The organism is Nocardioides anomalus, assembly GCF_011046535.1.
Classification (GTDB): Bacteria; Actinomycetota; Actinomycetes; order Propionibacteriales; family Nocardioidaceae; genus Nocardioides; species Nocardioides anomalus.
The window spans coordinates 685,790-706,543 of the sequence record NZ_CP049257.1 but is presented as its reverse complement, the minus strand read 5'-3'; the positions used below and the strand labels follow the sequence as shown (position 1 = coordinate 706,543).

Sequence of the window (20,754 nt, the reverse complement as noted above, 5' to 3'; positions counted from 1 at the left end):
CTCCTCAGGCCGGCGACACCACGAGCCGGCCGTACGTCGTCACGGCCAGCGGCTCACGCAGTGCGGCCAGGTCCTCACGCGGGTCGCCGGCCACGACCAGCAGGTCGGCGACCGCCCCCGGCTCGGGGCGGGTGCGGTCGTCGAGGCCCGCCAGTCTCCGCCCGCCGACCGTGGCCGCGTGCAGCACGGCGAGCCGGCTCATGCCGGCAACCTCCATGAAGTGCAGCTCGTCGTGCAGGCGTCGGCCGATCGGGTTGATGTCGGCACCGGCGGCGATCGGCACACCGGCCGCGACGCAGGCCATCAGCGCCTCGGCGTGGGTCGCCGCCGTCTCCCGGGCCCGTCGCTTGGCGTGCTCGGGCCAGCCGTCGTCGTCCATCAGGGCGTCGTCCTGGGTGACGGCCATGGTGGGCACCAGCCAGGTGCCGTGCTCCGCCATCACCGCCGCGGCCCGCTCGTCGAGGGCGTAGCCGTGCTCGACCGACCGGCCGCCCCGCCGGGCGAAGGTCTCGGCCACCCGCGCGCTGCCGCAGTGCGCGGCCACGGGCACGCCGCGCGCGTGCGCCACGGTCAGGACCGCGTCCAGCTCGGCCTCGGTCAGCTGCGGGTCGTCGATGCTCTCGTGCTCGCTGTAGAGACCACCGGTGAGCATGACCTTGACCCAGTCCACGCCCCGCTCGACCAGGGCCCGGGTGGCGCGCAGGAACGCGTCGGCGCCGTCGACGGCCCACTCCCACTCGACGCCCACCGGCTTCCGCGGGTACGCCGTGCCGTGGCCGCCCGTGGTCCGCAGCCCGGGCCCGGCGGCGAGCAGCCGCGGACCGGCGTACTCCCCGGCGGCGAAGGCGCGCGACCAGGCCACGTCGACCCCGTCGGCCTCGGAGACCGCGCGGACGCCGGTCACGCCCTGGCGCGCGGCGTCCATCAGGTTGGCGCCGGCGCGCACCGCCCAGGCGGGCGCGCCCTCGAAGTAGCCGCGGGCGCTGGGGTCGTGCATGAGCGAGCCGGGGTGCGCGTGGCAGTCCCAGAGCCCGAACAGCAGCGTCGCGCCTGGCAGGTCGAGCACCTGGGGATCGACCACGCGGCTCGCCTCGACGACCCGGTCAGCGGAGACCGCCACGTCCTGCGTGACGCTCTCTCCGGTGGCGACGTCGAGCACCCGGACGCCGCGGAACAGCAGGTCGCTCACCGCGTCCACCCGTGCTCGGCCAGGCCGTGGAGCCGGTCGTCGAGCTGGGCCGAGAGCTCGGCCCAGACCCGGCGGACCGCAGCGGTCGGCGCGGTGTCGGAGAGCTCGCTGACGATCTCGGGGAGGAGCTTGATCTTCGCGGTCAGCCCCGGCGGCTGCTTGAGGTCGTCGCCGTGGCCGCCGGAGTGCCCGCCCACGACCCGCCGCGCCTCGGCCAGCGCGGTGCGCTCGTCCTCGGGCAGCGCCTCGTCGACCAGCCGCTCGTCCAGCCACAGCAGCGCCTGCCCGGCCGCGGCCAGGGCGTCGCGGACCTCGACCAGCAGGTCGTACTGCTGGCCCATCGCCTCGTCGCCGCTGAACAGCCGGGGGTCGCGCAGCACGCTCACCTCGGCCTCGCGTCGCTCGTCCCCGGCCACCACCGCCACGCGGTAGCGGCCCGGCGGCACGCGCGGGCCCGGCGTGATCGGCTCCGGTCCGTCGTCCCCGGGCCCGAGCGCCGGCGTGGTGCGCAGGTCCCAGACCGTGCAGTGCTCCCCCGCGGCCCGCTCGGCGTCCTCGGCCGGCGGGTCGGCCCACGGGTCCGGCAGCACGCGCAGGACGGTGCCGTCGGGGTCGCTGACCTCGACGCGCAGGTCGCGCTCGGGCACCGGCGCCGCCAGCCGGTAGCGCACGGCGAGCCCGTCCGGCGGGTTCTCGCCGCCGTCGATGACCACGTTGTGCTCGGTGCCGTCCGCCGCGGTCTCCCGGGTGAACGACGCCCCGCCCAGCGGTACGCCGGGGAAGCCGCCGACCCAGGTGCCCTCGCCCTTCATCTCGAAGCCGGTCGGCGTCGGGTAGCGGTAGGTCGTGGGCGGCGTGAAGAGGGTGAGGAGCCCGTCGTCACGGTCGGCCTCGCGGACCGGGGTGAGGTCGTCGAGGACCCAGAAGCCGCGGCCGTGGGTGGCCGCGACCAGCTCGTGGTCGCGCAGGGCCAGGTCGTAGACCGGCACCGGCGGCAGCCGGTCCCCCAACGGCGACCACGTCGCCGCCTCGTCGGTCGAGACCAGCACGCCGTGGTCGGTGCCGAGGTAGAGCACCGAGGGCCGGACCGGGTCCACGAGCAGGCAGCGCAGCACGCAGTCCTCGGGCAGCCCAGCGGTGAGGTCGGTCCAGGTCGCACCCTGGTCGGTGGTGCGGTAGAGGTAGGGCCGGCGGTCCTGGAGGCGGTAGCGGTGCGCCGCGACGTACGCCGTGCCGGCGTCGCCCGCCGACGTCTCGATGGCCGTGACCGTGGCCAGCGCCGGCAGGTCGGGTGGCGTGACCGGTCGCCAGGTGCCGCCGGCGTCGGAGGTGACGTGCACCAGCCCGTCGTCGGAGCCGGCCCACAGCACGCCCGGGTCGGCCAGGGAGTCGTTGAAGGCGTGGAGGGTGCAGTAGACCTCGGCACCCGAGGTGTCCTTGTTGATCGGCCCGCCGCTGGCCAGCTGGAGGGTCTTGTCGTCGGTGGTGAGGTCGCCGCTCAGCGCCTCCCACGACATGCCCGCGTCGGCGGAGCGGAAGACCCGCTCACCGCAGACGTAGAGCACGCTCGGGTCGTGCCGCGAGAACTGGATCGGGTAGGTCCAGCCGAACCGGTGCCGGTGCGTGCTCGGGTCGGTGCCCATGAAGTGCTCGACCCAGACCGCGACGTCCTGCGCCTGCTCGGTCACCTGGTCGAAGCGCAGCAGCGGTCCCGGGTGACCGAAGCCGGCGCCCCCGACGTAGACGAACCGGTCGTCCACCGGGTCGCAGGCCACGTCCCCGGCCTCCGCCTCACCGAGCTCGAGGCAGTCCGGCCACCGGATCGCGCCCTTCCACGAGCGCGACGGCACCCGGATGCCGGAGTTGTCCTGCTGGGTGCCGTAGAGGTCGAAGGGGAAGCGCGGCGAGACGTCGACGCGGTAGATCTGCGCGGTCGACTGGTTGTAGACCGAGGAGAAGGTCTGGCCGCCGTTGAAGGAGACGCAGGCGCCTCCGTCGTTGGCCTGGACCATCCGCCGCGGGTCGCGCGGATCCAGCCACAGGTCGTGGTTGTCACCGTGCGGCGTCTGGACCTGGCTGAAGGTCTCGCCACCGTCGCGCGAGCGCCAGAACCACAGGTTGCAGGTCCAGACGGTGTCGGGGTCGACGGGGTCGGCGAAGACGTGGCTGTAGTACCACGGCCGCCCGGTCTGGTCGCTCTCGGAGTTGAGCAGCGTCCAGGACTCCCCGCCGTCGTCGCTGCGGTAGATGCCGCTCTGGTCCTCGGCCGCCTCCACCACGGCGTAGACCCGCTCGGGCCGGCAGGGCGAGATCGAGACGCCGATGCGCCCCTTGAGCGTGGTGGGGAAGCCGGCCTTGCCGCTCATCGGCTCCCAGGTGCGGCCGCCGTCGGTCGTGCGGTGGAGGTCGCTGTGCGGACCCCCGCTCACCATCTCCCAGGGCTTGCGGACCGCCTGCCAGATCGAGGCGAACGCGACGTCGGGGTCGGTCGGGTGCAGGCTGAGGTCGGCCGCGCCGGCCTCCTCGTCGACGAAGAGGACGTGGTCCCACGTCTCGCCGCCGTCGCGGGTGCGGAACACGCCACGCTCGGGGTTGGGGCCGAAGATGTCGCCGAGCGCCGCGACCCACACGTCGTCGGGGTCCTCGTCGCGGATCCGGACGCGGGCGACGTGCCGGGTCTCCGCCAGCCCCTGGTGGGTCCAGCTCCGACCGCCGTCGGTGGTCCGGTAGACGCCGTCGCCGGCCACCACGTTGTTGCGGGTGCAGGACTCGCCGGTGCCGACCCAGACCGTCTGCGGCCGGGAGTGCGCGACCGCGATGGCCCCGACCGAGGAGGAGGTGAGGTGGCCGTCGCTGACGTTGCGCCAGTAGGTGCCGCCGTCGTCGGTGCGCCACACGCCGCCGGCGCAGGCGCCGAACCAGAAGACCGCCGGGTCGTCGGGGTCACCGGCCACCGCGACCGACCGGCCACCGCGGGAGGGGCCGACCGGACGCCAGGACCGCACCCCCGCCATCAGCGCGCGCCGCCGTCGCGCAGCGGGCGGATGCGCAGCAGCACCCGCTCGCTCTCGATCTGGTCGGCCTTGTAGGGCCGGCCGAAGTAGCGCTCGGACAGCACGTCGATGTGCTCGCGCGCGGCCGCGCCCTCCACGATCTCCTCGACGACGCCGCGGAGCTCGCCGTAGGAGTAGGGGTTGTCCTTCTCCCACACCGTCACCGTCACCCGCGGGTCGCGCTGGACGTTGCGGAACTTCTTGCGGTGCCGCTCGGTGTTGATGAGCACGCACTCGCCGTCGTTGTCGACCCACATCACCTGGGCGGCGGGCTGGCCGTCCTCGAGGAGGGTCGCGAGCACGGCGAAGTTGGGGGGCGCGGAAGAGCTCTCGCTCTCGAGGGGTGAGCATCGGTTCCTTTCAGGTGCGCACTCGGGCGTCGAGCACGACGTAGAGGAGGTCGACGACGATGTTGGCGACGACCACGAAGAAGCTGGCCAGCAGGACTACGCCGATGATGGTCGGCTGGTCGCCACGGGAGACGGCGTCGACCGCGAGACTGCCGATGCCCTGCAGGCCGAAGATGCGCTCGGTGACGACCAGACCGCCGAGCAGGGCGGCCACGTCGACCCCCAGCTGGGTGACCAGCGGTGCGATCGCGCTGCGCATGCCGTGCTTGTAGACCACGACCCGCTCCGGCAGCCCCTTGGCGCGCGCGGTCCGGACGTAGTCCTCGCTCAACACGTCCAGCATCATCGCGCGGGAGAGCCGCGCGTACGTCGCGGTGCTGACGAACGCGACCGTCGCCCAGGGCAGCACCATGTGCCGCGCCCACTCGCTCAGCGACTCCGAGGGCGAGACGTAGCCGGAGCCCGGGAAGATCGTGATCCCGTGCACGGTGAGCTGGTAGAAGAGCAGGTAGAGCGTGAGCAGGCCGAGCACGAACGTCGGGAAGCTCAGCCCGGTGAGCACGAACGCCGCGCCGACCCGGTCGCGCAGCGAGCCGGGGCGACGGGCCGAGGCGGTGCCGATGGCCACGCCACCGAGGAAGAACACGAGGGCGGAGCCGGCGGCCAGCGACAGGGTGACCGGCAGCCGGGCGGTGATCTGGTCCAGGACCGGCTGGCGGCTGTAGTAGGAGTAGCCGAGGTCGCCGTGCAGGAGCCCGGTGAGGAAGTGCCAGTAGCGCTGCGGCACCGGCTGGTCCAGCCCCAGGTTGTGCCGGATCCGCTCGACCACGTCGAAGGTCGCCTGGGGCCCGGCGATGGAGCGGGCCGGGTCGTTGGGGGCGACGTAGAAGAGCACGAAGACGACGATGCTGATCGCGAACAGGGTCAGCAGGCCGAGGGCCAGCCGCTTGACGAGGAACCGCAGGATCGCCATCAGTGCGCCTCCCCGTCCCGCGCCGCGGCCGCAGCGCGGGCGCGCTCGGCCCGCTTGCGACCGCGCCGCACGGTCCGGGCCAGTCGACCCGGTCGCCGCGACGCACCGGGGTCGAGCGCGTCGCGCAGCCCGTCGCCCAGCAGGTTGAAGGCGAGGGTGGTGGCCAGCAGGGCCAGCGAGGGGAAGACGACGATCCACCAGGCCACGGTGTAGAGCGCGTTCTGGCTGGCCTCGGCCAGCATGTTGCCCCACGTGGCCGTCGGCGGGGTGACGCTCAGGCCGAGGAAGGACAGCGTGGCCTCGAAGACGATCGCCGAGGGGATCAGCAGGGTCGCGTAGACGATGATCGGTGCCACCAGGTTGGGCAGCACGTCGCGCACGATGATCCGGCGCCGGGTCCCGCCGAGCGAGCGGGCCGCCTCGATGAACTCGCGCTCGCGGATGCTCAGCACCTGCCCGCGCACCACCCGGGCGATCGGGCCCCAGGTGAAGCAGGCGATGACCAGCACGCTGATCTTCAGGCTCGGGCCCACCAGCGAGACCAGCGAGATCGCGAACAGCAGGAACGGGATGCTGAGGATGAGGTCGATGACCCAGTTGAGGACCAGGTCGGTGCGCCCGCGCAGGTAGCCGCTGACCGTCCCGACCAGGACGCCGATGGCGACGGCGCAGGCGCTGGCCAGCAGCCCGACGACCAGCGACACGCGGGCGCCGTACGCCAGCCGGACGAGCACGTCGCGGCCGAGCCGGTCGGTCCCGAGCCAGAACTCGCCGTTGGGCCCGACCGGGAGGCCGTCGGGGCTGAGGCCGTCGTCGCGGTACTGGAAGTTGGGGTCGTGACCGGTGATGGCGGCGACCACGGGGGCGAAGACCGCGGTCAGGACGATGAGGACCACCACGACCAGGGAGACGACCGCGACCTTGTCGCGGCGCAGGCGGGCCACGGCCAGCGCGAGCGAGCTGCGGGCGCGGACGGCGGCCTCGGTGCCGGCGGTGGCGAGCTCCTCGGACAGCACGGGCTGGGTCATCGCGCACCCTCCCCGACCAGCTCGGTGAGCGGGAAGTGGCAGGCCACGGCGACCGGGTCCCCGTCGCGGCGCTCGAGGACCGGGATCTGGGTGCGGCACGTGTCCTCGGCGCGCGCGCACCGCGGGTGGAAGCGGCAGCCCGGTGGCGGGTGCACCGGCGAGGGCACCTCCCCGGCGAGCGGGCGCAGCGCCCCGGCATCCGCCAGGTCGGGGTCCGCGACCGGCGCGGCGCTGAGCAGCGCCTTCGTGTAGTGGTGCCGCGGGGCCGCGAACAGGGCCTCGGTCTCGCCGGCCTCCACGATCTTGCCGAGGTACATCACCGCCGTGCGGTCACTGATGTGGCGCACCACCGACAGGTCGTGGCCGATGAAGACGTAGGTGAGGCCCAGCTCGTCCTGGAGGTCCTCGAGCAGGTTGATGATCTGGGCCTGGACCGAGACGTCGAGCGCAGAGACCGGCTCGTCGCAGACCACGACCCGCGGCCGGGTGGCCAAGGCCCGGGCGATGCCGATGCGCTGGCGCTGCCCGCCGGAGAACTCGTTGGGAAAGCGGTTGTAGTGCTCAGGGTTGAGCCCGACCAGCTCCATCAGCTCCTGGACCTTGGCGGTGGCCTCGCGGCGGGTCCCGGCCAGGCCGTGGATGGCCAGGGGCTCGCCGATGATGGCGCCCACGCGCCGGCGGGGGTTGAGCGAGCCGTAGGGGTCCTGGAACACCATCTGCACGTCGCGGCGCAGCGCCCGCAGCTGCTTGGCGTCGAGCCGGGTCAGGTCACGGCCCTCGAGCTCGACGGTGCCGCTGGTGACCGGGATCAGCGCGGTCATCAGCCGGGCCAGCGTCGACTTGCCGCAGCCGGACTCCCCGACCACGCCGAGGGTCTCGCCCCGGCGGACCTCGAGGTCGACGCCGTCGACGGCGTGCACCTGCTCGCGGCCGCGGCCGAACCAGGCGCCGCGGACCGGGAAGTGCTTGGTGACGCCGCTCAGCCGCAGGACCACGTCGTCGCCGTGGTCGACGCGCTCCTGCGCGACGGGCACCGGCCGGACCTCGCTCGGCGACCGGTCGACCGCCGAGCGGACGTCGTCCTCCGGCAGCCAGCACAGCGAGAGGTGCTCGCGCTCGAGACGGCGCAGGGGCGGCGGGGTAGCGCAGACGTCCGTCGCGCGGCCGCAGCGCGGCCGGAAGACGCAGCCGGTCTCGGCGGCGAGGAGGCTGGGCGGCTGGCCCGGGATGGCGTAGAGGCGCTCGCCGGCGGCCTTGGACGACGGGATGCTCTCGAGGAGTCCGCGCGTGTAGGGGTGGTGCGCCGCGTGGTAGAGGTCGCGCCGGGTCGCGGTCTCGACCATGCGGCCGGCGTACATCGTCATGACGCGGTCGGCCATGCCCGCGATCACGCCGAGATCGTGGGTGATCATGATGATCGAGGTCCCGAAGTCGGCCTGGAGCTCGCGCAGCAGCTCGAGGATCTGCGCCTGCACGGTGACGTCGAGGGCGGTGGTCGGCTCGTCGGCGATGATCAGCGCCGGCCGCAGCGCCACCGCCATGGCCAGCATGGCCCGCTGGCGCATCCCGCCGGAGAACTGGTGCGGGTACTCCTCGGCGCGCTGGTCGGGCTGACCGAGCCCGACCCGGGCCAGCAGCTCGACGGCGGTGGCGCGCGCCTGGCGCTCGGGGACCTTCTGGTGCACGCGGATCGCCTCGGCGATCTGGCGCCCGACCTTGAAGTGCGGGTGGAGGCTGGACAGCGGGTCCTGGAAGACCATGCCGATCCGCGCCCCGCGGACCCGGCGCAGCTCCGCGTCGGACATCGCGATCAGGTCGCGCCCCTCGAACTGCGCCTCCCCGGTGACCACGGCCCCGGGCAGGAGGCGCACCAGCGCCTGCGTGCTCACGCTCTTGCCCGAGCCGGACTCGCCCACGATGCCGAAGGTCTCGCCCGGCTCGACGGAGAAGTCGAGCCCGCGGACGGCCTCGACCTCGCCGTCCTCGGTGGTGAAGCGGACCCGCAGGTCCCTCACGTCGATCAGTGCCATCAGCTTCCGTTCCCGAGGCGGGGCCGCCTCGCCCGACCGGCGTCGAGGGCCGGTCGGGCGGGCGGTCGGACCGTGGTCAGTGCTCTGTCAGTCGCTCAGGGCCACGTTGGTCATGTCGCCGTTGTGCCAGCCCGGCACGTAGACGAAGTTGGCCACCCGCGAGCTGTGCAGGGTCGCGACCTGGGTCCGGGCGATCGGCACCCATGCGGCGTCCTCGCTGGCGATCTGGTCGGCCTGGGCCCAGATCGTCGCCGCCTCGTCGGGGTCGGTCGTGGCCAGGGCCTGGTCGATCACCGTGTTCAGCTCGTCGTTGTCGTAGTCGCCGTAGTTGGGCGAGCCCTTGGCGAACTTGCGGCCGTCGAGCAGCGGGACGAAGAAGCCCCGGGCCGCGTTGCCCAGGTAGTCCGGCGTCCAGCCGACCGGTGCGATGTCCCACTCGCCGCGCTTGGTGGCGTCGGGGTTCTGCAGGTAGTTCTGGTAGAAGGTGTTGCGCGACATCGACTTCATCTCCAGGGTGATGCCGGCCTTGGCCAGGTCCTGCTGGAGCACGGTCGCGATGTCGGGGTAGGCGCTGTCGTCGCGGTAGAGCATCTTGAGCGTGATCCCGTTGGGGAAGCCGGCCTCGGCCAGCAGCTGCTTGGCCTTCTCGGTGTCGCCCTCGTCGTCCGGCGTCTCGTAGGGGTCGATCTCCTGGTAGCCGTTGATGACCGGCGGCAGGATCTGCCCGGTCACCTCGGCGACCTCGGGGCCACCGAGCACCTTGATGATCGCGGCCTTGTTGACCGCGTAGTTGAGCGCCTGGCGGACCTTGAGGTCGTTGAGAGCGCCACCGTTGTTCGGGCTGAGGAAGTTGAAGGTGAGGTAGGGCAGCAGCGTGCCGCCGCCCGCCACGACGAGCCGGTCGTCGTTCGAGGCGCGCAGCCCCGGCACCTCGGAGGTCGGCGTGACCGCGTCGCCCCACTGCATGTCGATGGTGCCGGCCTGGATCTGCTGGGAGATCGCCGAGTCGTCCTGGCCGGCCTGGATCTCGATCCGGTCGACGTAGGCCTTGCGCAGCGGGTCGGTCTCGGGGTCCCAGGCGGGGTTGCGCTCGAGGGTGAAGGACTGCCCGGGCTTGTACTCGCTGATGAGGTACGGGCCGTCGGAGACGGTGTTGGCCCGCATCTCCGGGCTGTCCGGGAGGTAGTCGAGGTACTCCTCGGGCTGCGGGGCGGTGAAGGAGCCGAGGGCCAGCAGCGAGAGGAAGTCGCTGGCCGGCTGGGTCAGCGTGAAGACCACCGTCTGGTCGTCGGGAGCCTGCACGCCGCTGATCTCGTTGTTCTCGACGTAGTCGCGGATCGCCTCGACGGTCGGCTCGACCTTGGCGAAGCCGTCGCAGTACTCCGTCAGCCCGGCGATGGTGTCGGTGAAGTAGCTCAGCACCGGCGAGCCGAGCTGGGGGTTGCAGATGCGCTTGACGCCCAGCACCACGTCGCCGGCGACGACGTCGCGGTCACCGTCGGGCGCGTGCCACTTCGCGCCCTGGCGCAGCGTGATCGTGTAGGTGAGGCCGTCGGCGCTGATGCCGCCGTTGTCGACGGTCGGGACCTCGGTGGCGAGGTCGGGCGCGACCGTGATCGCGTCCTGCTCGTCCTTGGTCGTGGGGTAGCCGAAGAGACCCCGGTTGATCGCGTGCTGCATGGCCAGGTCCGCCGGGCCGTAGCCGGTCGCGGGGTCCAGGTTGCCGATCTCCTCGGGGCCGGCGAGCTTGAGCGTGCCGCCCTTCTTCAGGTCTCCCGAGCCTCCGCCCGCGTCGCTGTCGGTGCTGCTGCACCCGGCCAGACCGAGCGATGCCGCCACCAGCAGCCCGGCCGCCATCTTCCACGTCACCACTGTCGCCTCCGACTCTCAGGAAGTTCGCTACACGAACTTGCGAACGCAGAGAGACCATAGTGCGATGTGTACGCATGTCAACACCTTGTACGCTGTGCGCCCACACGAGCCTGGAGGTGGTCCGATGGATCCGCGGCTGCACGCCGTCTGCGAGCTGTTCATGCCCTCGGTGCGGGAGGAGGGCGGCCGGCACGAGTACGACGGGCGGCTCTACGACCTGTCCCCCGACGGCGTCCGCGCGTCGCTCGCCGCCCTCGGCGGTCCGGCGTACGACGACCCGGGGACCGAGGCCCACGTGGCGAGCTTCGAGGCGCTGGCCCGGGCGTGGTTCGGCGACCTCGAGGTGCACCGGTGGAACCCCGACCTGCACCTGCGCAACCTCAACCTGGTGCACTACGAGCGGGAGTACGCACCGGCGGCCGAGCGCGCGGCGCACCGGCTCGAGCACCTGCGTCGATGGCCGGACGCGGTGGAGATGGCGCTGGCCTCGCTCGACCGCGTGGCCGCGCCGATGGCGCAGGCCCTGGTCTCCAGCGCCCGCGGGCTGCACGCCCAGGTCGAGGCCGTCGGCGCGGACGAGGACACGGCCCGGCGCGCGCACGACGCCGCCGACCGGATCACGGCGCACCTGGAGCGCGCGGCGGTGGAGGGTGACCCCGACCCCGCCCTCGGCGGCGACAACCTGGCCCGGCTGATGACCGCGAGCGAGGACCTGACCTTCGACCTCGGCGCGATGGCCGAGGTGGTCGAGCGCGAGCGGGACCGGCTCGACGAGATCCTGCGCGAGGCCTGCGCCCGCGTCGACCCCACGGCGCCGGTGCGCGAGGTGGTGCGGGGGCTGCTGGCCGACCGGCCCCGCACCGACGCCGAGATCCTGCACAACGCCTCGTCGGTCACCGAGGAGCTGGTGCGCTTCACCGCCGAGCGCGAGCTGGTGCCGTTCCTGGACGGCGAGATGGAGTTCGGGCTGGACCACGAGGCGCAGGGCCTGTTCTTCGCCAACATGCGCTTCTCCGCGCCCGAGGAGCCGGACTCCCCCTCGACGTACCACGTGACCCCGCCGGACTGGGGCTGGCCGCGGGCCGACGTCGACCAGTGGCTGGAGACCTTCAGCCCCACCCTCATCGGCTCGATGAGCGCGCACGAGGCCGCCCCCGGCCACTTCGCCCACGCCCGCGCGCTGCGCCGCACCGAGGGTCTGGCCCAGCGGGTGCTGATGTCCTACACCTTCGCCGAGGGCTGGGCGCACTACGCCGAGGAGCTGTGCTGGGAGGAGGGGTTCAGCGAGGACGACCCGCGCTACGCGATCGGCATGGCCATCTGGGCGCTGGTGCGCGTCACCCGGCTGGCCTCGGCCATCGGGCTGCACAGCGGCACCATGAGCGTCGAGGAGTCGACCGCCCGGTTCGTCGACGACGCCCACTTCCCCGCGCCGGCCGCTCGCCAGGAGGCCAACCGGGGGCTCTTCGACCCGATGTACGCGCGGTTCACCTGGGGCAAGCTGGTCATCCGGGACGCCCGCGAGCAGGCCCGGCGGGCGTGGGGCAGCGACTTCTCCCTGCTGCGCTTCCACGCGGCGATGTTCGACCTCGGCTCGCCGCCCGTCGGGCTGGTGGCGCGTCGCTTCGGCGACGAGGTCGGTCCGGGACGACCCGGCCCGGGCTAGACGCGGGCGAGCAGGCCCTCGCGCCGCCCCACGACGACCGCGGCGGTGATGGTCAGCGCGACCGTGAGCAGGTTGGCCGCGGGCATGGTGATGCTCTTGACCAGCACGAACGAGCCGAGCGAGGCCGAGCTCAGCAGCCAGAACATCGACGCCGCCTTGATCAGGCAGACGCCCGCCCAGAGCGCGGTCAGCCGCCAGAACAGGCGGCGGATGGCCGGGCGCAGGGCGAGCTCCTCGTCCATCGGGTAGAAGTCACCCGCGAGTCGCGCGACCACCGGCCGCGCCGTCAGCAGCGAGACCAGGAACGTCGCGGCGACCAGCCCGTCGGTGATGATCGGCTGCAGGAAGTACAGGAACGTGCTGTCGGCGGCGAACGCGATGACCGTGCGGCCGGTCAGCACCACGGCGGTGAGCACGAGCAGGCCGGACGTGCGTCGTCCGGTGAGCGCGCGGTAGGCGATCGAGCCGTAGGACCACACCAGGGCCGCGCCGATGGCGGGCCAGATCCCGAGGGTCTGGAAGCAGACGAAGAACAGCACCGCCGGGACCACGCAGGCCACGGTGAGGCTCACCCCCACCCGGCGCAGCACGGTGCGCAGGCGCGGGCGCTCCACCGCGGGCTGGGTGCCGTCGGGCCGCGACCCCTCGACCGGGAGCGGCCCGACCGCCGTCACAGCGATGTGGAGCCGTGTTCGGTGTCGTAGGTGTCGCCCGTGAGCTTGGTCTTGACGAAGCTGATCATCGAGGCGACCTTACCGCCCGGGCTGTCCCAGTACTCGCCGCCGGCGGCGTCGACGCGGATGAGGGTGGCGTTCGGGTCGTCGGGACCGCCGGGGAGCCAGGCCTCGGCGAAGGTGTTCCACAGCTCCTCGAGCTTGGCCTTGTCGTCGACGACCTCGGCGGTGCCGTTGATCGAGACCCAGGCGTCGCGGGAGGAGAAGGTCAGGCCGACGTGCGGGCGGGCCTGGACGTCGCGGACGTGCTCGGTGTCGCGCGCGGTGATGAACCACAGCTCCGCGGACGGCTCCACCTCCTGGCGGGCCATGGGCACCGACCGCAGCGTGCCGTCGGCCGACGTGGTGGTGAACATGGCGACGTACATGTCGTTCATCAGCTCGACGAGCTTGGCCTGGTCATCAGTCATGGCTCCCCGGTATCCGGCGGCCCGCGTGGCCACGCCTGCCGACGGGACCGGACCGGGCGGGAGGGATGCTGGGGCGGTGAGCGAGGAGAACTGGGCGGGCAGCTGGACCTACCACGCACCGGTGGTGCGGCCACGGACGCTCGAGGAGCTCGCCGAGCTGGTGACGGGCCACCGACGGGTCCGCGCGCTCGGCTCGCGGCACTCCTTCACCGACCTGCCCGACACCGACCCCGACGGGGTGCTGCTGTCCCTGGACGCGCTGCCGGTCGAGGTCGCGGTCGACGAGGAGCGGCGCACGGTCACGGTGAGCGGTGCCACGCGGTTCGCGGCGCTCGGCGAGGAGCTCGACCGGCAGGGCTGGGCGCTGCCCACGATGGCGTCGCTGCCCCACCTCTCGGTGGCCGGCGCGGTCGCCACCGGTACGCACGGCTCGGGTCGCCAGGTGCCCAGCCTGGCCGCGCTGGTCCGCGGCCTGGAGGGCATCGGCGCCGACGGCGCGGCGTACCGCCTGGGGGCCGAGGACCCCGACCTGCCCGGCTCGGTGGTCGCCCTGGGCGCGCTGGGGATCGTGACCACGGTGACCCTGGACGTCGTCCCGAGCTACGACCTGCGCCAGGAGGTCTGGCTCGACCTGCCGTGGCCGACGACCACCGAGGCGCTCGACGCGGTGCTGGGGTGCGGCTACAGCGTCAGCCTGTTCACCTCGTGGCGCGGCGACGCCGTCGAGCAGGTGTGGGTCAAGAGCCGCGCGGACGCCGAGCGCCCCGACCTCTCCCCCGCCCGGGCCGCGGACCGCACCGTGCACATGATCGCCGGCGCCGACACCGCCGCGGTGACCGAGCAGCTCGGCGCCCTCGGACCGTGGCACCACCGGCTCCCGCACTTCCGCGCCTCGCACACCCCGAGCGCCGGCGAGGAGCTCCAGAGCGAGTACTTCGTCCCTGCCGACCGCGCGCTCGACGCCCTCACCGCGGTGCGCGGCCTGGCCGACCGGCTCGCCCCGCTCCTCCTGGTCAGCGAGGTCCGCACCGTCGCCGGCGACGAGCTCTGGCTCAGCGGTGCGTACCGCGGCGACGTGGTCGCCTTCCACTTCACCTGGCGCCGTGACTGGGACGGCGTGCACGCGGTGCTGCCCCTGGTGGAGGAGCGGCTGCTCCCGCTGGGTGCCCGACCGCACTGGGGCAAGGTCTTCACGGCCACGCGCGAGGACCTCGCGGCGGCGTACCCGGAGCTGGAGCGGTTCCGCGAGCTGCGCGCCCGCCGCGACCCCGACGACCGGTTCGGCAACGCCTTCCTCGACCGCCTGCTCTGAACCTGCCCACCATGGCCCGGCTGCGGCAGGATGGGCCCGTGGACGTCGAGGGTCCGTTCTTCCACGGCACCAAGGCCGCGCTGCTGCCCGGCGACGAGCTCGTGCCCGGCTTCGGCTCGAACTTCCAGCAGGGCCGGGTGATGAACCACGTCTACTTCACCACCCTGGTCGCCACCGCCGCCTGGGGCGCCCAGCTCGCCGCCGCGCTCGCCGACCTCGACGACGACGGCCGCGTGTACGTCGTGGAGCCGCTCGGCCCCTACGAGGACGACCCGAACGTCACCGACAAGAAGTTCCCCGGCAACCCCACCCGCTCCTACCGGACCCGCTCCCCGCTGCGCATCGTCGCCGAGCTCGGCGACTGGCCGCGCCACCCGCCCGAGGCCGTGCGGGCCATGCTCGACGGGCTCGCCGCGCTGCGCGCCGAGGGCCGCGACGTGATCGAGGACTGACGTGGCCGCGCTCCCCTAGAGTGGCCGGATGCGGGCTCGGGCGGTGCTGGTGACGGTCGCGGTCGCGGCCTTCGCGGCTCCCCCTGCCCGCGGCCGCGGAGCAGTGGACGCCGCTGCAGGCCGTCGGCGCCCGGACCCTGGCCGTGGCGCTGGACGACGGCACGACCGCGCTGATCAGCACGGGCGGACCGGACGAGGCGACGGTCTACGACCAGCGCCGGGCCGCCGACGGGTCGCTGGGTCCGAGCACCGCGGTGGTGAGCGTCCCCGGGGTGACGGCGTGCCTTCCGGTCGAGTCGGCGTCGGCTGTCGGCAACTTCGCGGTCGGCGTCGAGTGCCAGACCGACACCGGGCTCGAGGACCCGCCCACGCGGCTGGTCGAGCTCGTGTGGACCGGCGACGACGGCTGGGTCTGGAAGGTCCAGCGCGAGGGCGAGCTGGGCTCGGTGGACTTCTCACCGCAGGGGCAGTACGCCCTGTTCGACAGCGAGAGCCGGTACGGCGGGCCGCACCGGCTCACGACGTACCACGCCGACCTGGGCTGGGGCAGTCTGCGGCGCCCGCCGCTCGGCCCGACCGGGGACCGCCTGGTCGCCGCGGTCGGCGACGGCGGTGACGTGGTCGCGGTCCGGGGCGCGGGCGACGAGGACGAGCCCGGTTACTTCTTCGGCGGGCGCCTGCGCGTCGACGTCTGGGAGAACACCGGGGTGCGGGGCCGGTGGACGACGCGGCTGGACCGGCCCTACCCCGACGGCGGCATCCGGCCGACGGCGGTCGACCTCGGCGGCGGTGGGTTCACGGCCACCCTGGTGCGGTCCCGCTCCACCGGGCGGCTGGACGGTCTTGCCGACCGGCTGGTGGTGCTGTCCGCCACGGACACCCGCGTGCAGGTGCGTGCGGTCGGCCGCTGGAGCCGCCAGGTGCTGGCCGCCGACGCGGCCCGGACGGTGTCCGGCGTGGGCGTCGTGGCCTGGCAGGCCGTGGACGGTCGGCGCAGCGCCCGGACCCGCATGGCCACCGTGCCGCCCGGCCGGACCCGGGCGGACGTGGAGGTGCTGCCCGGACGGACCACGCTGACCGACGGCGTGGCCACCGGCCGGGGCCTGGACCTGGCCGTGAGCCCGGGCGGGCGGGTCGTCGTGGCCCGGGTCGAGCACCTGCGCGGCGCGGGCGGGACCACCGTGCGGGCCGACGCCTTCACCGTCGACGGCGCGGGGGCGCTGAGCCCGAGCACCGCGGCGGCGTGGTCGCAGCCGCGCGGTGTGACCGTGGACGTCAGCGCCGCGACGCTCTCGGCCGCCGTGACCCTGGGCCTGCTGACCGGCCCGTTCTACCTGGAGCCGCTGGCGGCGTACGCCGTGCTGTCCTAGCCGAGGCGCCGCAGCTGCTTGACGTGCCCGGGCTCGAGCTCGGCCAGGGTGCGGACCCCGAGGAGCTTCATGGTGCGCTCGATCTGGCCGCGCAGGATGTCGATCACCCGGTCCACCCCGGGGCGGCCGCCGGCCATCAGCCCGTAGAGGTAGGCCCGCCCGACGAGCGTGAACCGCGCGCCGTGCGCGACCGCGGCCACCACGTCCTGGCCGGACATGATCCCGGTGTCCAGGTGCACCTCCACCCGGTCCCCGACCGCCCTGACGACCTCGGGGAGCAGGTGGAACGGCACCGGCGCCCGGTCCAGCTGCCGGCCGCCGTGGTTGGACAGCACGATCGCGTCCACCCCCAGCTCCGCCAACCGGGCCGCGTCCGCGACCGACTGCACGCCCTTGACGGACACCTTCCCCGGCCACTGGTCGCGGATCCAGGCCAGGTCGTCGTAGGTCACCGTCGGGTCGAACATGGTGTCCAGCAGGTCGGCCACCGTCCCCGACCACGCGTCCAGGGAGGCGAACGCCAACGGCTCGGTGGTCAGGAAGTTCCACCACCACGCCGGCCGCGGGATCGCGTTGGCCACCGTGCGAGGCGTCAGGGTGGGCGGGATCGTCATCCCGTTGCGCACGTCGCGCAACCGCGCCCCGGCGACCGGCACGTCCACCGTCACCAGCAGCGTGTCGAACCCGGCCCGCGCGGCCCGCTCGACCAGCGCCATCGACCGGTCGCGGTCCTTCCACATGTACAGCTGGAACCACTTCCGCGCGCCCGGCGCCGCGGCCGCGACCTCCTCGATCGAGGTCGTGCCCATGGTCGAGAGGCTGAACGGGATCCCCGCCGCCTCAGCGGCGCTCACCCCGGCGACCTCGCCCTCGGCCTGCATCATCCGGGTGAACCCCGTCGGCGCGATCCCGAACGGCAGCGCCGACCGCCCGCCCAGCACCTCGACCGAGGTGTCGACGTCCGAGACGTCGCGCAGGATCGCCGGGTGGAACTCCACGTCGGCGAACGCCTGCCGCGCCCGCGCCAGCGAGACCTCCCCATCCGCCGCGCCGTCGGTGTAGTCGAACGCCGCGCGCGGCGTACGCCGCTTCGCCACCCGCCGCAGGTCCTCGACGGTCAGCGCCTTGGCCAGCCGCCGCTCCCGCGGCGACCAGGTCGGCTCCTTGAACCGCAACAACGGCGCGAGGTCGCGGGCCTTGGGCACCTGACGCTTCATGGGCTGCTCCCGAGGTGGTGGGTGTCCGGCCGAGTCTGCCCCAGACGCCGAACCGCCGGCCCCCTGACGGGGACCGGCGGCTCGAGTGGTGCTGAGGACTACTTGGTGACCTTGACGGTCTTGGCCTTGCTGGTGCTGCCGTTGTTGTAGTCGTCGCCCTTGTAGATGACGGTCAGCTTGTGGCTGCCGACACCGAGCTTGACCTTGACCTTGGCCTGGCCCTTGGCGTCGAGCGTGCCCTTGCCGACCTTCTTCTTGCCGTCCTTGATGATGAACTTGCCGGTCGGCAGCACACCACCCTTCGAGGACTGGTCGTCGGTGACCTTCACCTTGACGGAGACGGGCTTGCCGGCCTTGGCGGCCTTGGGCGCGTTCGCCTTCACCTTCGACTCCTGCTTGGACAGGGCGATGGTGCCGATGGCGGCCGGGGTGCCGGTCGCGGTGCACGGGACCGTGGCGACGGTGGCGCCGCTGGCGTTGGTGCCCTGCAGGTTGAAGGTCTTCGGCATGCTCACCGTGTAGGTGCCCGCCTTGGGCAGCTGGAACGCCGCGTTGGCGCCCTTGCCCGCGAAGGTGGTGTTGGTGCCGTCCGAGGAGGCCGTGGTCCACGCGACCGGCGCCTTGGCGACGGCGTCGCCGAACGCGGTGCCGAAGTCGTCGGACTTCGCGCTGGTGATGCCCAGGGAACCGAGGCCCGAGGCCGTGGCGTTGCTGAAGGTCAGGTTGGAGTTGAAGCTCAGCAGCCCGGCGGGGACAGCGAGGCCGGCCGGCGCGGTCGGGGGCAGCAGCGCGATGTCCACGCTGACGGTGCCGGAGAGCGGCCCGAAGGCGCTGGTGCAGGTGTACGCCGTGGTGACGGGCGCAGCGGTGGCCGAGGTGCTGGTCGCACCGACGAGGCCGGCGGCCGCGAGGGCCGCGACGGCGCCGCCGGCGGCGACGCGCGTGGTGAGGCGGGCGAAGGTCATGTGTTGTGCCTTTCGTTGACGAGGTCGTGCGACGCGGTACCACTCCCTGACCGCGTTCCGCCGAACGTTACTCGCTCGTCACTTCCCAGCAACACAGGGCTCACCCAAGAGTTTGCTGAGTTCCGTGGTCGTCCACGGTCACCCGCTCGGGGCGACCGGGGTCGTCCTCGGCCGGCTCGGGCCGGCCGGCGCGGCAGGCCTCGAGCTGGGCGCAGAGGGCGGCGCCGTAGAACAGCGCGACCGAGGAGAGCAGCGTCCAGAGCAGGAGCGCGACGACGCCGGCGAGCGGGCCGTAGACGTCGCCGAACGACGGGCTCAGGCCGGCGTACGCCGCGAGGAGGCCGGTGCTGGCCAGCGTGAGGGCGACGGCGACGGCGGCACCGACGGCCAGCCAGCTGAGGCCGGGCTGGCGGCGGCGGGGGGCGTGGTCGAGCAGGACGGCGACGGTGAGCGAGACGAGGAGGACGCCGACGGGCCAGCGGCCGACGTCCCAGGCGGTGACCAGGCCGTCGGACCAGCCGTACTGGTCGGCCATGGCGTGGGCGAAGGCGCGCCCCGCGACGAGGAGCAGGAACCCTACCCCCACCGGTACGGCGAGCACGCCGGTCAGCGCGGCGGCGCGGCCGTACTTGGGCAGGGCCGGGCGGTCGCGGCGGATGCCGTAGATCCGGTTGACGCCCCGCTCGACCTGCGCGAACGCGGTGACCATCGAGGCCAGCGCGAGCAGCAGGCCGAGCCAGAGGGCGAGCTCGCCGGAGAGCTCGGAGGCGTCCGAGCCGCGGACCGCGCGCGTGAGGGCGTCGCTGTCCCCGGAGCCCGGGGACACGGCCGAGACCGTGCCGGCCAGGACCGCGGCCGGCCGCTCGTGGTCGAGGTCGGCGACCAGGCCCGAGAGCGCGAGCAGGAACGGCACCACCGACAGCGCCGCCTGCATCGCCAGGGCCCGTGAGGAGCTGAAGCCGTCGCCGTAGCGGAACCGCACGAAGGCGTCCACCAGCAGCCGGCGCACCCCGACCTTGCGCAGCTCGTGCCACGCGTCGTCGGCGTCGAGCTCGTCGCCGTCCATCTCCACCGTCACCGGCACCAGCCGGGCCGTGGTCACGGTCGGATCACCGCGATGCCGCCCGTCTCGGGCGCGCGGCCCAGGGCGACCAGGGCGTCGGACGCCTCGTCGAGGGTGAGCACCCGGTCCACGAGCAGACCCGGGTCGAGGTCGGCCGAGCGCAGCAGGTCGAAGAGCGCGGCGTACTCGTGGGCGGGCATTCCGTGCGAGCCGACGACGGTCAGCTCGTGCGCGAGGACGAGGTCCATCGGGAGCGGCGTCGCGGCCTCGGCCCCGAGCAGGAGCCCGAGCTGGACGTGCGTGCCACGCCGGCGCAGCGAGCGGACCGACGCGGCGGCGACCTGCGGCGAGCCGACCGCGTCGAGCGAGACGTGGGCGTCGAGGCCCTCGTGCCGGCCGACGTCCAGGACGCGGGTCGCACCCAGCTCGAGGGCGCGCTCGCGACGTGGGGCGGACGGGTCGATGGCCACGACCGTGGCACCGAGCGCGGCCCCGATCAGCACCGCCGACAGGCCGACGCCACCGCAGCCGTGCACGGCCAGCACGTCGCCGGGGCCGACCGGCGCGTGGGTGTGCAGCGCCCGGAACGCCGTCGCGAAGCGGCAGCCCAGGGCGGCGGCCGCGACCACGTCCACGTCGTCGGGCAGCCGGACCAGGTTGGCGGCCGCGTGCGGTACGGCGACCAGCTCGGCCCACGAGCCCGGGTAGGTGAAGCCGGGCTGCTGCTGGTGCGGGCAGACCTGCTGCTCACCGGCCCGGCAGTACTCGCAGCGACCGCAGGCCACCACGAACGGCACGGTCACCCGGTCCCCGACCGCCCAGCCGCCGGCCCCGGCACGGACCTCGGCGCCGACCTCCGCCACCGTCCCGGCCAGCTCGTGGCCCGGGGTCATCGGCAGCGGCACCGGGTCGTGGCCGACGAAGGCGTGCCAGTCCGAGCGGCAGACGCCGGTGGCGCCGACGCGGACCACGACACCGTCGGCCGGGCAGACCGGCGGCGCCACCTCGCGGACCACCGGGGTCGCGCCGTACGCGTCGTAGACCACCGCTCGCACCACGGGACGACTCTG

Annotated in this window: 17 protein-coding genes; 4 read left to right on the top strand and 13 right to left on the bottom strand. The window is 73.6% G+C overall.

Annotated features, from left to right (window positions below; translation table 11 throughout):
• Nucleotides 1–4 precede the first annotated feature (4 nt).
• From G5V58_RS03720 to G5V58_RS03690, 7 genes are all read right to left on the bottom strand, one after another.
• The gene (locus G5V58_RS03720) at nt 5–1,189 is read right to left on the bottom strand and encodes an amidohydrolase family protein (protein ID WP_165228879.1); all 1,185 of its coding nucleotides are present in this window, start codon (nt 1,187–1,189) and stop codon (nt 5–7) included.
• The gene (locus G5V58_RS03715) at nt 1,186–4,194 is read right to left on the bottom strand and encodes a glycosyl hydrolase (RefSeq protein WP_165228877.1); all 3,009 of its coding nucleotides are present in this window, start codon (nt 4,192–4,194) and stop codon (nt 1,186–1,188) included. Before G5V58_RS03715 ends, G5V58_RS03720 begins: the two co-directional genes overlap by 4 nt.
• 8 nt (nt 4,195–4,202) lie before the next feature.
• Nucleotides 4,203–4,544 (bottom strand): TIGR03618 family F420-dependent PPOX class oxidoreductase, encoded by a 342-nt coding sequence (locus G5V58_RS03710; protein WP_165228875.1) that lies wholly within the window; start codon nt 4,542–4,544, stop codon nt 4,203–4,205.
• A 58-nt stretch (nt 4,545–4,602) separates the two neighbouring features.
• The gene (locus G5V58_RS03705; protein WP_230487056.1) at nt 4,603–5,565 is read right to left on the bottom strand and encodes an ABC transporter permease; all 963 of its coding nucleotides are present in this window, start codon (nt 5,563–5,565) and stop codon (nt 4,603–4,605) included.
• Nucleotides 5,565–6,593 (bottom strand): ABC transporter permease, encoded by a 1,029-nt coding sequence (locus tag G5V58_RS03700; protein WP_165228873.1) that lies wholly within the window; start codon nt 6,591–6,593, stop codon nt 5,565–5,567. The genes G5V58_RS03705 and G5V58_RS03700 overlap by 1 nt, the downstream gene beginning before the upstream one ends.
• Nucleotides 6,590–8,623, bottom strand: coding sequence for an ABC transporter ATP-binding protein (locus G5V58_RS03695; protein WP_165228871.1), 2,034 nt, complete (start codon nt 8,621–8,623; stop codon nt 6,590–6,592). Before G5V58_RS03695 ends, G5V58_RS03700 begins: the two co-directional genes overlap by 4 nt.
• 87 nt (nt 8,624–8,710) lie before the next feature.
• Complete coding sequence (locus tag G5V58_RS03690; RefSeq protein ID WP_165228869.1) at nt 8,711–10,492, bottom strand: ABC transporter substrate-binding protein; 1,782 nt, start codon at nt 10,490–10,492, stop codon at nt 8,711–8,713.
• A 127-nt stretch (nt 10,493–10,619) separates the two neighbouring features.
• On the opposite strand from G5V58_RS03690, the gene G5V58_RS03685 reads away from it, so the two are divergent.
• Nucleotides 10,620–12,161 carry a DUF885 family protein gene (locus tag G5V58_RS03685; protein WP_165228867.1) on the top strand — a complete coding sequence of 514 codons (1,542 nt, stop codon included), beginning with the start codon at nt 10,620–10,622 and terminating at the stop codon, nt 12,159–12,161.
• Here the strand turns inward: G5V58_RS03685 and G5V58_RS03680 are convergent.
• Nucleotides 12,158–12,775 (bottom strand): VC0807 family protein, encoded by a 618-nt coding sequence (locus tag G5V58_RS03680; RefSeq protein ID WP_165228865.1) that lies wholly within the window; start codon nt 12,773–12,775, stop codon nt 12,158–12,160. The two genes, G5V58_RS03685 and G5V58_RS03680, sit on opposite strands and share 4 nt — an antisense overlap.
• A gap of 56 nt (nt 12,776–12,831) precedes the next feature.
• On the bottom strand, nt 12,832–13,305 hold the full coding sequence (locus G5V58_RS03675) for a pyridoxamine 5'-phosphate oxidase family protein (RefSeq protein WP_165228863.1): 474 nt from the start codon (nt 13,303–13,305) through the stop codon (nt 12,832–12,834).
• Nucleotides 13,306–13,381: 76 nt separating this feature from the next.
• On the opposite strand from G5V58_RS03675, the gene G5V58_RS03670 reads away from it, so the two are divergent.
• The 3 genes from G5V58_RS03670 to G5V58_RS03660 all read left to right on the top strand — a co-directional run bounded on the left by G5V58_RS03670 (nt 13,382) and on the right by G5V58_RS03660 (nt 16,439).
• The gene (locus tag G5V58_RS03670) at nt 13,382–14,617 is read left to right on the top strand and encodes a D-arabinono-1,4-lactone oxidase (protein ID WP_165228861.1); all 1,236 of its coding nucleotides are present in this window, start codon (nt 13,382–13,384) and stop codon (nt 14,615–14,617) included.
• An 11-nt stretch (nt 14,618–14,628) separates the two neighbouring features.
• Nucleotides 14,629–15,069 (top strand): NAD(+)--rifampin ADP-ribosyltransferase, encoded by a 441-nt coding sequence (arr, locus tag G5V58_RS03665; protein WP_165228859.1) that lies wholly within the window; start codon nt 14,629–14,631, stop codon nt 15,067–15,069.
• A 143-nt stretch (nt 15,070–15,212) separates the two neighbouring features.
• On the top strand, nt 15,213–16,439 hold the full coding sequence (locus G5V58_RS03660) for a hypothetical protein (protein ID WP_165228857.1): 1,227 nt from the start codon (nt 15,213–15,215) through the stop codon (nt 16,437–16,439).
• Here the strand turns inward: G5V58_RS03660 and G5V58_RS03655 are convergent.
• The 4 genes from G5V58_RS03655 to G5V58_RS03640 form a co-directional block, all read right to left on the bottom strand.
• The gene (locus G5V58_RS03655) at nt 16,436–17,656 is read right to left on the bottom strand and encodes an alpha-hydroxy acid oxidase (RefSeq protein WP_165228855.1); all 1,221 of its coding nucleotides are present in this window, start codon (nt 17,654–17,656) and stop codon (nt 16,436–16,438) included. The two genes, G5V58_RS03660 and G5V58_RS03655, sit on opposite strands and share 4 nt — an antisense overlap.
• 98 nt (nt 17,657–17,754) lie before the next feature.
• On the bottom strand, nt 17,755–18,621 hold the full coding sequence (locus G5V58_RS03650; protein WP_165228853.1) for an Ig-like domain repeat protein: 867 nt from the start codon (nt 18,619–18,621) through the stop codon (nt 17,755–17,757).
• A gap of 100 nt (nt 18,622–18,721) precedes the next feature.
• The gene (locus G5V58_RS03645) at nt 18,722–19,723 is read right to left on the bottom strand and encodes a YihY/virulence factor BrkB family protein (RefSeq protein ID WP_230487054.1); all 1,002 of its coding nucleotides are present in this window, start codon (nt 19,721–19,723) and stop codon (nt 18,722–18,724) included.
• The gene (locus G5V58_RS03640; RefSeq protein WP_230487053.1) at nt 19,720–20,742 is read right to left on the bottom strand and encodes an alcohol dehydrogenase catalytic domain-containing protein; all 1,023 of its coding nucleotides are present in this window, start codon (nt 20,740–20,742) and stop codon (nt 19,720–19,722) included. The genes G5V58_RS03645 and G5V58_RS03640 overlap by 4 nt, the downstream gene beginning before the upstream one ends.
• Nucleotides 20,743–20,754: the final 12 nt, after the last annotated feature.